The following is a 12,904-nucleotide window of genomic DNA, read 5'->3' as shown; positions in this document are numbered from 1 at the left end:
CCCGCCTTTCCTGTAGGCTTATTCCCGACCAGTATATGCCCGGGAAGCGGCGTGGTGTTTGTCTAAAGACATGACGCTGCTTGGGAAGCGAAGTTCTAGATTTCGAAGCTTTCGCCGGATTTCAGCGGGTGACCCTGGATGCCTTTTGGGGCCAGCCGTTCGCAGAACGCGGAAGCGTCCTGCCGGATGCCTTCGAACGTATCGTAGTGTACCGGAAGCACGTGGGACGCCCGCAGCCATTCCGCCGCCACGAGCGCGTCCTCCGGCCCCATGGTCAGCGAATCGCCGATCGGGAGCGCCGCCGCATCGATCCGGTTCATTTCCCCGATCAGGCGCATATCGCCAAACAGTCCGGTATCGCCTGCATGGAAAAAGGTTTTGTCGCCGATCGTCAGCAAAATGCCGCCGGGTTCGCCGGTATAAATCACGGTATCCCCCACCGTAAGCGAAGAACTGTGAAACGCGAGCGTATATTTTACCTTAAAGCCGTCAAACGTCTGACTGCCGCCGATGTTCATGCCGTACGCTTCAACCCCTTGGCTTTTGCAATATTCCGCCAATTCGTAAACGGCAACGATCGGGCACGCATTCGCTTTTGCGATGTCGATGCAATCGCCAAAATGATCTCCGTGGCCGTGCGTCAACAGCACCGCGTCCACGCGGATATCCCGGGGAGAAACGGTCGCGGCAGGATTCCCCGTCAGGAACGGATCGATGATGATTTTTTTCCCTTCCGCCTCCACAAGCACACATGAATGACCATAATACGTAATTTTCATAAACGTCGGCACCTCCTACAATTGATCGCCAAAACATGATATTCCGGATTGAACGGCAAAGCCTGTACAACCCATCTCTATCATATCGAATTGGGATTTATTTGTAAAAAGTATGATTGCCGATCCGCTTTTCGTACGTGCGGGTATGATGAATGGTCAGGTCCTGCGCCAGCTTCAGGGACAGGAAGAAATACGTGTCATCCGTCACGGCTTTTTTGCCGTTCAGCGCCTCGTTCACCGCGCGAATGCAATCCCGGTTCGGCTTCACGCGGTCAAAGCGTCCGTTCGCCACGGGACTGAACTGATGTTTTTGATAGATGACCTTTTTAATCGTATTGGGAAAATTGGCTGACCGTAGCCGGTTCAAGACAACGTTCGCGACTGCGATTTTGCCTTGGTACGGTTCGCCTTCTGCTTCTGCCATGACGATTTTTTGCAGCAGGAGCACATCTTCAGCGGTCACGTTGTACTGCCAGGTGGCTTTCGCCCGTTCCGACGGACTCAGCAGTTTGGTCCGGCTGAAGAATAATGTTTTTGGGGGAGTCAGCTGAAGATTTTGCTTTTGCCGATGGGAAGCCTCCGCCTGAACGACCTTCGGTTTCGCTTGGGCTTGCTCGCGTGCCAACACCGTTTTGGACTTCGGCGACGTCGAAGGAAGCTGCTCAACAAAAGCAATTTTCGTTTTATTATTCCACAATTTGAAATTATTTACATTTTGCAATTGAATAGGCAACTCAAAACGCGTCTGTTGCGACGTGCTCCGTTTGCCCTGAACCTGTATATGTTCCTTGTTCACCGCGCTCGCGTTTTCGTTCATGCTCAAAGAAACCGCACCGATCCGGTCCAGCGTCATATTGCCTTTATGCTGCAGTTTTTTCGCTTGCTCGTCTTGCAGAAGCAAACAAATCGCAGAGAAACACACCAGAAGAACTCCGATCAGCAAAGCCATCCAGCGGTTTTGTCTTAAAGTGTACATGTTTTTCCTCCCACTACTCCCGGCACATTCCCTTTTCACACCGAATTTTGCAAATGACGATCATCTTGCATCATTCTCATGTAACCGAAAATAGAGGTTTTGAAAACCTGTTAATATTTTCAGTGATTTGCTGCATCCGCGAATACGAGAAAACGGAAAATACGTTTGTTACATCTTTACAACACCAAACAGCTTCGTGACGGCACAATTTTACGGTTCACAGATACGGCTAAAGGGAACAAGCTATTGTTTTATGTGCAGGAATGTTTTGAATGATCGGATTTTGCCGGACATCCTCGCCCGGATGCCCGCAAAATCCATGTATGCTAAAAACGCTCGAAAATATCAATCTACGAATATTCCATACGGAAGGATTCTAGTATCTCATACATTGGCTTTTCGTGCAAATGTGTGGAAAAAAGTACAAATTCATCGGCGATCCATGTTGCCATGTCGTCCCCTTGTTCCGAAGCCGCTGTTTGCTGAAGCAGAGGGGGCATCGAAGCCAGCTGAAATCCCTGATTTCCCGCGTATTTTCGGGCGATCGTGATGTGCGGGCGATAAGGTCTGGACTCTTTGGCGAACCCTAAGGTTTCCATGGCGTCCGTCACCTTTTCCTGCAGTTCGGCGAGGCCGTTTTTGTAGTCAATTACTCCAGCCCAAAGCACTCTCGGGGATGCCTCTGCGCCAAACACCCCCGCCTTTCCAAAACCAAGCTCAAATGGGCGAAATTGGCTGGCGATGGACTTTAATTTTTCCGCGATGGCCGGCACGCGCTCCGGTTCGACGTCCCCTAAAAATTGCACCGTAATATGATAATCTTCCCTGTGCGTCCATTTTTTGAAAGGATACAGATGTTGATGGGCTTCCCGCCAACGTTCCAGCACCGATTTCAATTCATCCGGCAATCTGACCGCGATAAACAGCCGCAGCGGCCGCTCCTTATTTTCCTTGTCCAAGTAAAATCTGCTCCTTTCACAAATTTTTGCTACTATATAATACCGTCCATTTTATCATATCCAAAATCGCCTGTTTCCACCAAAACAAAAAGGATGTTCCGAAAGCTCCAAGAGCCTTCAAAACATCCTTGCCCCTATTCAGCGTCACCCAAATTGCGCCCGGTGCAATCTTGCGTATACGCCCCCGCTTCTCAGCAGATCCTCATGCCGCCCGTGTTCGGCGATGCCTTCCTCCGTGACGACGATGATCCGGTCCGCGTTCCGGATGGTGGCCAGCCGATGCGCAATGACCAGCGTGGTCCGGTTCACCGCCAAAGCTTCCAGCGCCTCCTGGATGATCGCTTCCGTTTCGGTGTCGAGGGCCGACGTCGCTTCGTCCAAAATGAGGATCGGAGGATTTTTCAAAAACATCCTTGCGATCGCCAGCCGTTGGCGCTGCCCGCCCGACAGCTTGAGCCCCCGCTCGCCGATGACCGTATCCAGCCCGTCCGGCAGGGAAGCAACCAGCGACTCCAGATGGGCTTTGCGCACCGCATCCATCAGCTCGTCTTCGGAGGCGTTCAAATTGCCGTAAAGGATATTTTCCCGGATCGTCCCGCTGAACAAAAACACGTCCTGCTGCACCATGCCGATTTGCGAGCGGAGCGATTGCTGGGTCATTTCGCGGATATCGATGCCGTCAATCGTGATGCTTCCTTCCTCCACCTCGTAAAACCGCGGGATCAAGCTGCACAGCGTCGACTTGCCGGCACCCGAAGGCCCGACGAGCGCTACCGTCTCCCCGGCTTTGATGCTCAGGTCGATCCCTTCCAAAATCCGCCGCTGCTTCTCATAGCCGAAGGAAACGTTCCGGAACTCGATGTTCCCGCGCAGCTGCCGCACCTCTATCGCATCCGGCTGATCCTGGATGTCCGGCTCGGTGTCCATCAGCTGGCAGAAGCGCTTGAAACCCGCCATTCCTTTCGGATAGATCTCCATCAAGGCGTTGATTTTGTCGATCGGCTTCAGGAAAATGTTGACGTACAGCAAAAATGCCACCAATTCGCCGTAGCTCAGCTTGTTTTGGTATGCAAACCAGGCCCCGCAGACGAGCACGATCAGCGAAATCAGCCGCGTCAGCATATACATGCCCGAGACGCTGAACGACATGGCCAGGTACGACCGAAGCTTGGCGAGGCGGAATGCGGCGTTGCTTTCGCGGAAACGCGCGATTTCGTATTCCTCGTTGCCGAACGATTTGACGACCCGGATGCCGGACACGCTGTCTTCCACGCCGGCGTTCAGCTCCGCGATGTTGCGGAACATTTCCGAGGAAGCATGGTTCAGCTTCTGGTTAAAATAAACGATCATCCATACGATGACCGGCATGACGATAAACGTGATCAGGGCAAGCTGCCAGTTCACCGACCACATGATCGCAAACGCCCCGAAAAAGGTCATGACGGCGATAAACATGTCCTCCGGCCCATGGTGGGCCATTTCCCCGATATCAAACAAGTCGTTGGTCATGCGCGACATGAGATGCCCCGTTTTCGTATTGTCAAAAAACTTGAAGGACAGCTTCTGCACGTGATTAAACGCCTGCTGGCGCATGTCCGACTCGATGTTGATTCCCAGCTTATGCCCCCAATAACTGACGATAAACTGCAGCCCCATGCTGATCAAATATAAAGCGAGCAAGCCGCATCCGGCGGCGACGATCGTCCCCCACGCCCCGTCCGGCAGCAGCCGGTCCACGACCCACTGGACGGCGACCGGAAACCCGAGCTCCAGCAAGCCCGCCACCACCGCGCAGCCGAAATCGACCATAAACAGCCGTTTATGCGGGCGGTAATACGACATAAACCTTCGAATCAGGCCGGGCTGAGCGCCCGAAGCCTTACCTGCTGCATTTTGCATCATAACCGTATTCGTGCCTCCAAATTCTGTATGAAATACTCTAATTATAGCGTATTTCCTCGCACATGGGACCAGAAAAACTGGATGTTGGTTCGCCGCCGCTCCAACGGCGATTCGTCCAAACGCCTTTTCACTTCCCGCCGGAATCTGGTATCCTAAAAACAATTCTGCTTAGGCAAATAACGATCGACGGAGGAGCCGAACCATGAAATCTATCGTATGTCTTCATTCCTTAACGCCGGAACAAGTCGGACAAATCAAGCAGGCCGCCCCAGGCTACGATTTGATCGTAAAAAATAAAAAGGAACTCAGCGCGGAACAGGTTCAAAACGCGGAGGTCATTCTCGGCTGGTCAAAAACGATCGTCGAAGACGCCCTGCTCGCAACCAGCAAGCTGAAATGGGTGCAGACCTGGTCGGCGGGCGTGGATACGCTGCCTTTGGAACGCCTGCGGGACAAAGGGGTGCTGCTCACGAGCGCCAGCGGCGTGCACGCGATCCCGATCTCGGAAAGCATCATCGGAATGATGCTCTCGTTCTCGCGCCAGCTGCATATGGCGGTTCGCCATCAACTGAAAAAGGAGTGGAAATCCGACCTCTCCGTTCCCGGTCTCGCCACGTTGGGCGAAATCAGCGGCAAAACGCTGGTCATCGTCGGCGTCGGCGAAATCGGCCGGGAAACGGCCCGGCTCGCCAAAGCGTTCGGCATGCGGGTGATCGGCGTCAGACGGTCGGACCAGCCGGAACCGCATGTGGACCGGATGTATACGATGGACGGCCTGCATGAGGCGCTGGGACAAGGCGATTACATCGTGAACATCCTGCCGTTGACGGCCGAAACGCGCCGCATCTTTAATGCAGCGGCTTGGAACGCAACCAAGGAGGGCGCTTATTTCTTCAATGTCGGCCGCGGACCTACGGTGGATACGGACGCGCTTATGGATGCCCTCAAAAGCGGCCGGCTGAGCGGCGCGGGCCTCGACGTGTTCGAAGCGGAGCCGCTTCCGGCGGACCATCCGCTCTGGGACATGGAGCAGGTCATCATCACCCCGCATGTCGCGGGCAGCAACGACCGTTATACCGAACGCGTCATCGACATTTTTACGGAGAACCTCAAATCCTATGCCCAAGGCCAAAAACCGCCTCGCAATCTGGTGGATTACGGGCGGATGTATTAAAATTCAGGCATATTTGAGAAAACGATAGGCTTTAACGAAAAATATCCCTTAACCGGGCACCGGAGCGCCATGCAGGCCTCCGATCCCCTGTAAGGGATATTCTCATTCGGCGTAAACGGGCGCCTTTTCCTCTCTATTTCCTTAAGACAAGCGTCTATTCGAAGGCCGCAGAGCCCACGAGAGCATATTTAGCGCAGCATAGGAAAGCGGGAGGATCAGATTAAACCCGTAATCGCCATAATCGTTAGCCAATGCATGGGAACATGCCGCGCCCGTCATTAAAAAGAAGATCCCGGCGTGAACCCATTCTTTAAGCCGAGGCAAACCCGGCACGACGAGAGCGACGGCCCCCAGCACCTTCCAAATCCCGAGAATGGTCAATACGTATAATGGATACCCCAGATTTTTCACCAAATCGATGTTTCCTCCAAATTGCATCAGCTGTCCGATCCCGCTTAACGCAATCGCAATTACGAGCAGTAATGTGACTGACCAATAAGCCACCCTTTTTCCAAGGGGCTGGGGATGGACTTTCATGATTGTTTCCACACCGACCATCTTATTCATTTTGACTCCTCCTCATCATTATAAAATCTTTTTTCGTTTCAAAAAACGAGCCGCGAACGTCTCTATTTCCTAACGACCGGAATCCACATTTCTCCATATACCAAACCGTTTCGCTCCCCCATCTCCACCGTTGCGTTTGGCCCGCCGACATAGGCAAAATCGGTGGCTTCCGGCAAAACTTGACCAAAGGCAATGCCGGAAAGCATGTTGCCCAGCTCATCGGCCGTTTTCCCTTCCCCTTTGACAACGAGGTATTCCCCTTTAGGAAATTGAATAACGCGGGTTGCTTCGGGCATCGCGGCCTCCGTCATGACGCCGGCGTAGTACATCATTTTGTTGTTCACCGCTTCGTTTACGGCAAAAATGTAATCGTTTGCGGCTACGGCCTTTAAAGTGTCAAGTCTTCCATCTTGCATCACGGCTTTCCAAAAATCAGCCTTCTCCTGGTTTATGCCGGCATAGTCCGTGTAATCGCTTCGAAGCTCCGTCCCAATGCCCAAAACGTTAAAGCTTTCTTTTTCCTCAAGGGTGTAATTTTTCATCTTCGATTCCTTCCTTCGCTTTAAATTTTCCTTTAAATTTTCAATGATTCGTCTTTTCTCTTGATGGGTTTATCATAACTTTTAATCATGCCAAAAAATGATACTGTTTAGGGGCCGCAGAAAAATAAAGGGGAGGACCAACATGGTCCTCCCTTTGAAGTACGACCCGGAACTTTCGATGGCCCGGTATTGGCCGGGGAGCCTCGGTACTAGCTCCCCATCCCCATATATTATAATTTCGATTTCCCGCATGTTATTGGAGCGCTTCGCAAAGCCACACCTGCCGCACGAAGCTTCCTTTCCTCACTTGGCATTCATCGGCGATCCGATATCCTGCTTCTTGCACCCGGACCCGCACATCCTCTTCCGTCGTGACGATGACCGCGCGGGGCGCCAGGCGGCGCAGGCTAGTCAGCATCCTCCGCTGCTCTTCTTCCGGAAGCACCGAGCACAGATTGTAGGGCATGTCCAACACCGCCGCATCGTAATGGCCTTCCAGGTCGTTCATATCCCCAAGCGTCACCAGCGTTTCGGAAAATCCGTAATGCTTGAGGTTCGTTCTGGCGCCGCGGACCGCAAGCGGATTGATGTCCCTTCCCCGGATATCCAGCCCCATGGACAACGCCTCGATCAAGACGTTTCCCATGCCGCAGCAGGGATCAAGCAGGCGCACCCCTTCCGTCTCCGGAGCCGCGATGTTCACCAAGGCCCGGGCCACGGCCGCGGAGAGGCCGGTGGAATAGTTCTGCGGTTTATGGATATGCGCGTGCCAAGCCCGCTTTGGGGCATGCCGTACGCCAAGCACCCAGGTCCCGTTCAGAGCCGTCAGTCCCAGCGTGACATCGGGATGTTTCATGTCCGCCTTGCCCTGAATCCGGCTGCCGACCAGCCGTTCGAAGCTTCTTTGTTCTGCATAATCAAACGGATCCCCGGCTTTGATATACGTGACCTTAAACGGTTCTCCGCTTTCTACCCAACGCCTTGAGCCCGCAAGCTCGGCGATTTTTTCCGCAGAGTCCCCGGATGCGGCGATATCCAAACGCAGGTTTAGAAACGGGCTGCGATCCGGGTCGATCCTCCGGCGGCTGAGCAAAAGCGCCCCCGTCTGCCATTCCATGCAGCCGCCGAACAACGCCCGCAGCTCCATCGCGCAAAGCTCGGCTTCCGTTTCATGGCTGGCGTACGCGTATAGATAAAGCGAGCGGCCGTCTGCCAGCGCTTGTTGGATCCGTTCATCGATTGGTTCATCAATCCGCTCAGCAATTTGTTCATGCATCGGCCGATGCATCCGACCACTTGCCTGTTCCTGTTTTTTATTCATCCATGTACCCCGTACCTTTCCCTGCATCTTTCGGCTTCTTACCCTTTCCAGCCGCCGGCGGCCAAAAGCCTGTAAGATTCCAGGCGGTGCCGGTAATCCTGGATGGGGCAAAAGATCAAAAACTCCCGGCATCCGGTCGATTCCGCCATCCGGACAAGCCGTTCCCGCACCTGCTCGGGCGTACCCGATATCAACCGCCTTTGCGGATCGGGGTGCTCCTCCGGCTCCCCCTGCTCCGCGGCCCGCTCGGGTCCCGGCAGCTTTGCGTTCTCCAGCAGCTTCCGGGCTTTCGCCTCCGTCCGGGCGCAGATGACCCCGATCGACAGCATCGCACGGGGTTTGTCCAGCAATGCCGACGGCTTGAACTGTTCGCGGTACGTTTGCAGCACTTCGGCTCCGTCCCGCTCGCTCATGAACTGCCCGAAAACATACCCGGTCCCGTATTCGGCGGCAAAACCGGCGCTTTTGCTGTTCGTTCCAAGCATCCACACATTAGGCTGCACCATCGGCAGCGGCCGCGCCTGGACCAGCCTGTCCTCATACATATAACGGTCTTCCAGCAGCTTGATCAAAGCGCGCAGCTTTTTGGGCATATCCGCCACGTTTTGCAGGAAATTGCCGCTTAGCGCCATCGAAGCGTGGGCCGACCCGCCGGGCGCCCGCCCGATGCCGAGGTCGATCCGTCCCGGATACAGCGCCGCCAGAAGGCGGAAGCTTTCCGCGACCTTCAGCGGGCTGTAATGGGGCAGCAGCAGCGCGCCCGTGCCGAGGCGAATGCGTTTCGTTTTCGCCCCGATGTGAGCCAGCAGCACTTCCGGCGACGCGCAGGCCAAATCCTTCAGATCATGATGCTCGGCCGCCCAATAACGTTCATAACCCCATTTTTCCGCGGATACGGCCAGCGCCGCCGCCTCTTGCAGGGCTTGTTCGTAAGAAGCCTCCCCGATTTTCGGAACCAAGTCCAGCACTCCCAAGCTTAACCCCGTAACCATCTGCGAAACTCTCCCCTCATGCCGCTGTTTCTCGTCTCTTCTCAAGCGAACCCGGCCGCTTAATCCAAATCGTAAATGGACCCGACCTTCAGTCCGTACAGTTCATTATAAATCTTTTCCGCAAAGGCGTCCGTCATGCCCGCAATATAATCGATCACCATATGCTCCCAAGTCCAGATCGGGTTCGGGCTGGCCTGATCCCTTTCGAACCGCTGCAGCCAGTCGGAAGGGATGATGGATTTCGATGCCACCGGATCAAGGAAAGCGTCCCACAGCCGTTTGATCATCCATTCGCTCCGTTTTTGCAGTCGCTGCACGCGCAGGTCGCGGATCATCGTCACCCACGCAAAGCTTTTCAGCACGCTGACGGTCCGAAGCATATCGAAATCTTCTTCCTGCCCTTTGATGAAGGTGACCTTTTTCCAATCCCCGTCCGGGATGACGCCCAGGCTGCCGACAAAATGGCTCACCCAAAAGGCTTTGACCTCGCGCCGCGCCCGCGAAAAATCATGCTCGCAATACGGCAGCTTCTCCTTCCACACGTGAAGAAAAGCGGCCATGACCTCTTCCACCTTCAGCCGGATGCGGTCCGCGTCCCAGCCCTGCCAGAAAGCGTCCTCGAGCGTCATGATTTTTTCGATGATCAGCCGGATAATGTACGGGTCATATAGAAAATGCTCATGCACTTCGATTTTGCCCGCCTTGATGCCGTCCTCCAGGTCATGGGCCGAATAGGCAATGTCGTCGCACAGGTCCATCAGCTGGGATTCCAGCGTTCTTTTTCCTGCCGGAATGCCCCACTCGTTGCGAATCTCCGAAATATAGCTCCATTCATGCTTGTACAAGCCCTTTTTATTGACCGTGCCGGGAAACGGATATTTGTTGATGCCAAGCAGCACGGCGTCGGACAGATTCAGGCCGTCCACGTTTTCGCGTTTTTCCAGAAACATGATCAGCCGGAAATTATGCGAATTCCCTTCAAAATGCTCGTATTTATGCCGCATCCGCGTCCGCACGTCCTGGATTTGCTCGGAATTCATGTAGAGCCCTTCCACGGCTTCTTTCGTTTTATCCTTGATCAGCTGCTCCAAAATGCCGTCCAGCACTTCTTCGCCCTTATGGCCGAAAGGCGGATGCCCGAAATCATGCGCGATCGCCGCGCATTCGACCACCTCCGGATCGATGACGAGCCCGGGGTTGCCGGCCTGTTCCTCGGTTACTTCCGGGTAAGCCCGCACGAGGCTTTTGGCCGCTTCCCGCGCGATTTGCGCCACCTCCAGCGAATGCGTCAGGCGCGTCCGGTAATAATCGCCCGTGCCGGCACCGAAGACCTGCGATTTCCCTTGCAGGCGGCGGAACGTCGGCGAATGGATCAGCCGCGAATAATCCCGTTCATACGTCGCCCGGGATGCGTCCGCTTTGGTTTGTTCAGGGTACTGACGATGTTCCCTTTGATCCTTGATATTCATATACAGCACTCCCTACTCCGTTTTTTTTATTTTTTCATTATAAGGCATTTCGGCCTGTGCCGTTCTTTGATTTTTTCATGAGCGCGTGGTGCCTCTTTCACCCATTGTTGCCAGTCCGCCGGCCCGTTAGGAGGTTGGGAGTGCATGTCTCGAAAAAAAAGGATCCTTTCGGTACGGCTGCATGCAAAAATAAACCGCCCCTCGGCCGTTGCCTGAAAAGACGGTTTAAGAGTAAATATCATTCTGCGCGGCCTATTCGCGCCAGTTCCACAACGCAACCTCCCCGATGCGGATCGCGGATACTTCCGGATCTTCCTTCAGTTTTAAAATATCTTTGGTCGGTCCGGTAATGACGGCACCGTAGATTTTGACCCCGTTTTTTTCGATGTAGTCCAGCGTTGCTTTGAAATCGACGGAGGGAACCAGACTCCCGGCAGCCCGTTGATGTTGGTACAGGACGCGCAGCGTCTTGATGAAATTCGCTTCCCGCAAAGCGCCGGAGCCGTACGGATCGATCGGAGGGTACGAGGTGGAAGATGAGCTCATGGTGACAAACGGTCCGACTTTTTGCTTGGGGCCTTCGGTCACTTTGCCGTCTCCCCGGTGCCATACCGGCATCGCCGGAAAACCGATCGGGTTGATGACGAGCCCGTCAAAGCGTTTGATGTCCGGGTCCCCGTTGTCAACGGCAAACCAAAGCGGGTCGTAATGTTTGCCCTCGAACCTTTTCAAAAACTCGTCGGTCGAATAGAGCTTTTTATAAGAAACATAGGCCTCCGCCACCGTTCCTTCAGGCAGCTTCTCCAGCCGTGTCCATTCCGGCCCGCTGTCGCCCCCCTGATTACCCGGGAAAAGAAAAAATCCCTTATAGGCCACGCTGCTGTCCGACCAGGAAAAATCATAAAGCCGGAGCCATTGAAAGGAATACGTCGCCGAAAAATCGCCGACCTCCCGTTGTTCGTCCCCGATGCGTTTGGACATTTTGCCGCTAATCTTCATATTAAAGTAGGTTCCGGCGTTGCTGTTAGGTTGAATCGTCACATTCGGATAACCGACCGCAAACGCCGATTTCACAACGTCGCGGTTGATTTCTCTAAAACTCGGATCTCCCGCCTCATAAAAAATGGACGTGCCGATCGAACACAGGATGCTAAAGCCGATAAAAAAGCCGATCAACGTAAACGCCGTGCCGATCCGCGCCTTCCATTTTCCTTTTCTCAGCAGCCTGGCTTCACGTTTATGCCTTTTCTTCTCGGCGTCCGATATGGGACGGGGGTTCGTATTTGCCGCGTGTTCTTCAAGGTCCATCATTTCATCCAGATAGGATTGATAGACCTCCATCTTTTCGAGTTCACGCTCCAGCTCTTCCCGCTCCTCCCCGGACAGTTTTCCGTCCTTGTAATCCCGGAGCTTTTGCTTAAAATCGTCGCTCATCCCGCTCCTCCTTTTCCCGGATCTTCCTCAGTTGCTGCCGCGCCCGAAACAGCACGACCTTAAAATGGGACAACGTGATGCCCATGACCTCCGCGCCCTCTTGGTACGAAAATTGATGCAGATCCACCAGGACCACCGCTTGCTTCTGCATCTCCGGCAGCCCCCCAATCCATGCCAACAGCCGGTCATGCCCCTCTTTGCGCAAAAGCACCGATTCCGGCCCATTCCCGTCGTCGTCCGGCAAGCGATGAAACCACTCGTCCGCAGACGCGATGCTCCGGCTCTCTTTGCGCTTCAGGTCGATCAACGCATGGTAGGCGACGCGGAAAAGCCAAGGTTTGACCTGCTCATCCCTATAATTTTCGAGGTGCAAATAAGCGCGGTAAAACGTCTCCTGCACCAAGTCTTCCGCTGTCGCATCGTCCCCGCAAAGGGAACGCAAATATCGGTAAACGTCCGGCATATAAGTTCGATATACGCTTTCGAGCGTGCTGCGTTTGGCCATTTCATCCCCTCAATCTAAACACGTTTCAAACAGGGGAATAGTTACAAAATTTCGGAAAAATGTTCATGTTCCGGAAAGAAGGGATGGTAAATCCCCAGCAAATCGGGGTTTATTTCCGCACAAAAACGGCCCGCCGCCTGGATCGGAAAGGCAGAGGGCCGCGTCGTGGGCAAATATGGAATGATGCCGATTCCGGCCGGACGGCCCAAAGCAGTGCTGAAAAACCAAACATGCCGCGCCGATGGCGAAGACCTGGCTTCCCGCGGAAAGGCACGCCCTGCCCG

The 12,904-nt window shown here is 54.2% G+C and carries 12 protein-coding genes; 1 reads left to right on the top strand and 11 read right to left on the bottom strand.

Features of this window, described 5'->3' with window-relative positions:
- Nucleotides 1-95 precede the first annotated feature (95 nt).
- The 4 genes from KI367_RS13320 to KI367_RS13305 all read right to left on the bottom strand — a co-directional run bounded on the left by KI367_RS13320 (nucleotide 96) and on the right by KI367_RS13305 (nucleotide 4,571).
- Nucleotides 96-779 carry a metal-dependent hydrolase gene (locus KI367_RS13320; RefSeq protein WP_212950212.1) on the bottom strand — a complete coding sequence of 228 codons (684 nt, stop codon included), beginning with the start codon at nucleotides 777-779 and terminating at the stop codon, nucleotides 96-98.
- Between the two features lie 97 nt (nucleotides 780-876).
- A complete protein-coding gene (locus KI367_RS13315) occupies nucleotides 877-1,755 on the bottom strand; it encodes a cell wall hydrolase (RefSeq protein WP_212950211.1) in 879 nt (292 codons plus the stop codon).
- 350 nt (nucleotides 1,756-2,105) lie between these two features.
- The gene (gene thpR / locus KI367_RS13310) at nucleotides 2,106-2,714 is read right to left on the bottom strand and encodes an RNA 2',3'-cyclic phosphodiesterase (RefSeq protein ID WP_212950210.1); all 609 of its coding nucleotides are present in this window, start codon (nucleotides 2,712-2,714) and stop codon (nucleotides 2,106-2,108) included.
- A 144-nt stretch (nucleotides 2,715-2,858) separates the two neighbouring features.
- Nucleotides 2,859-4,571, bottom strand: a complete 1,713-nt coding sequence (locus KI367_RS13305; RefSeq protein ID WP_212950267.1) for an ABC transporter ATP-binding protein — start codon at nucleotides 4,569-4,571, stop codon at nucleotides 2,859-2,861.
- A 247-nt stretch (nucleotides 4,572-4,818) separates the two neighbouring features.
- Between KI367_RS13305 and KI367_RS13300 the strand changes: the two genes are divergently transcribed.
- The gene (locus tag KI367_RS13300) at nucleotides 4,819-5,790 is read left to right on the top strand and encodes a D-2-hydroxyacid dehydrogenase (RefSeq protein WP_212950208.1); all 972 of its coding nucleotides are present in this window, start codon (nucleotides 4,819-4,821) and stop codon (nucleotides 5,788-5,790) included.
- Nucleotides 5,791-5,931: 141 nt separating this feature from the next.
- Here KI367_RS13300 and KI367_RS13295 read toward each other — a convergent pair whose 3' ends face one another.
- From KI367_RS13295 to KI367_RS13265, 7 genes are all read right to left on the bottom strand, one after another.
- Entirely contained in the window at nucleotides 5,932-6,357 is a 426-nt protein-coding gene (locus tag KI367_RS13295) for a DoxX family protein (protein ID WP_212950206.1), read from the bottom strand.
- A gap of 62 nt (nucleotides 6,358-6,419) precedes the next feature.
- On the bottom strand, nucleotides 6,420-6,899 hold the full coding sequence (locus KI367_RS13290; RefSeq protein WP_212950204.1) for a GyrI-like domain-containing protein: 480 nt from the start codon (nucleotides 6,897-6,899) through the stop codon (nucleotides 6,420-6,422).
- 253 nt (nucleotides 6,900-7,152) lie between these two features.
- Complete coding sequence (locus KI367_RS13285) at nucleotides 7,153-8,175, bottom strand: THUMP domain-containing class I SAM-dependent methyltransferase (protein WP_212950202.1); 1,023 nt, start codon at nucleotides 8,173-8,175, stop codon at nucleotides 7,153-7,155.
- Between the two features lie 83 nt (nucleotides 8,176-8,258).
- Nucleotides 8,259-9,212 (bottom strand): MsnO8 family LLM class oxidoreductase, encoded by a 954-nt coding sequence (locus KI367_RS13280; protein ID WP_212950201.1) that lies wholly within the window; start codon nucleotides 9,210-9,212, stop codon nucleotides 8,259-8,261.
- A gap of 59 nt (nucleotides 9,213-9,271) precedes the next feature.
- The gene (locus tag KI367_RS13275; RefSeq protein WP_212950199.1) at nucleotides 9,272-10,681 is read right to left on the bottom strand and encodes a deoxyguanosinetriphosphate triphosphohydrolase family protein; all 1,410 of its coding nucleotides are present in this window, start codon (nucleotides 10,679-10,681) and stop codon (nucleotides 9,272-9,274) included.
- 252 nt (nucleotides 10,682-10,933) lie between these two features.
- Complete coding sequence (locus KI367_RS13270; RefSeq protein WP_212950197.1) at nucleotides 10,934-12,115, bottom strand: anti-sigma factor; 1,182 nt, start codon at nucleotides 12,113-12,115, stop codon at nucleotides 10,934-10,936.
- Nucleotides 12,099-12,620 (bottom strand): sigma-70 family RNA polymerase sigma factor, encoded by a 522-nt coding sequence (locus tag KI367_RS13265; protein ID WP_212950196.1) that lies wholly within the window; start codon nucleotides 12,618-12,620, stop codon nucleotides 12,099-12,101. Before KI367_RS13265 ends, KI367_RS13270 begins: the two co-directional genes overlap by 17 nt.
- Between the last annotated feature and the right edge of the window lie 284 nt (nucleotides 12,621-12,904).

The sequence above is a fragment of the Paenibacillus cookii genome, assembly GCF_018333375.1.
Taxonomy (GTDB): Bacteria; Bacillota; Bacilli; order Paenibacillales; family Paenibacillaceae; genus Paenibacillus_AQ; species Paenibacillus_AQ cookii.
The sequence above is the reverse complement of the archived record's forward strand: the minus strand, read 5'-3'. Positions and strand labels throughout refer to the sequence as shown.

Excerpts from the sequence above, each read along its gene's own strand:
- KI367_RS13285 (WP_212950202.1), bottom strand. The coding sequence starts at position 8,175 with ATGCATGAACAAATTGCTGAGCGGATTGATGAACCAATCGATGAACGG.
- KI367_RS13270 (WP_212950197.1), bottom strand. The coding sequence starts at position 12,115 with ATGAGCGACGATTTTAAGCAAAAGCTCCGGGATTACAAGGACGGAAAA.
- KI367_RS13265 (WP_212950196.1), bottom strand. The coding sequence starts at position 12,620 with ATGGCCAAACGCAGCACGCTCGAAAGCGTATATCGAACTTATATGCCG.
- KI367_RS13290 (WP_212950204.1), bottom strand. The coding sequence starts at position 6,899 with ATGAAAAATTACACCCTTGAGGAAAAAGAAAGCTTTAACGTTTTGGGC.
- KI367_RS13300 (WP_212950208.1), top strand. The coding sequence starts at position 4,819 with ATGAAATCTATCGTATGTCTTCATTCCTTAACGCCGGAACAAGTCGGA.
- KI367_RS13295 (WP_212950206.1), bottom strand. The coding sequence starts at position 6,357 with ATGAATAAGATGGTCGGTGTGGAAACAATCATGAAAGTCCATCCCCAG.
- KI367_RS13275 (WP_212950199.1), bottom strand. The coding sequence starts at position 10,681 with ATGAATATCAAGGATCAAAGGGAACATCGTCAGTACCCTGAACAAACC.
- KI367_RS13320 (WP_212950212.1), bottom strand. The coding sequence starts at position 779 with ATGAAAATTACGTATTATGGTCATTCATGTGTGCTTGTGGAGGCGGAA.
- KI367_RS13280 (WP_212950201.1), bottom strand. The coding sequence starts at position 9,212 with ATGGTTACGGGGTTAAGCTTGGGAGTGCTGGACTTGGTTCCGAAAATC.
- KI367_RS13315 (WP_212950211.1), bottom strand. The coding sequence starts at position 1,755 with ATGTACACTTTAAGACAAAACCGCTGGATGGCTTTGCTGATCGGAGTT.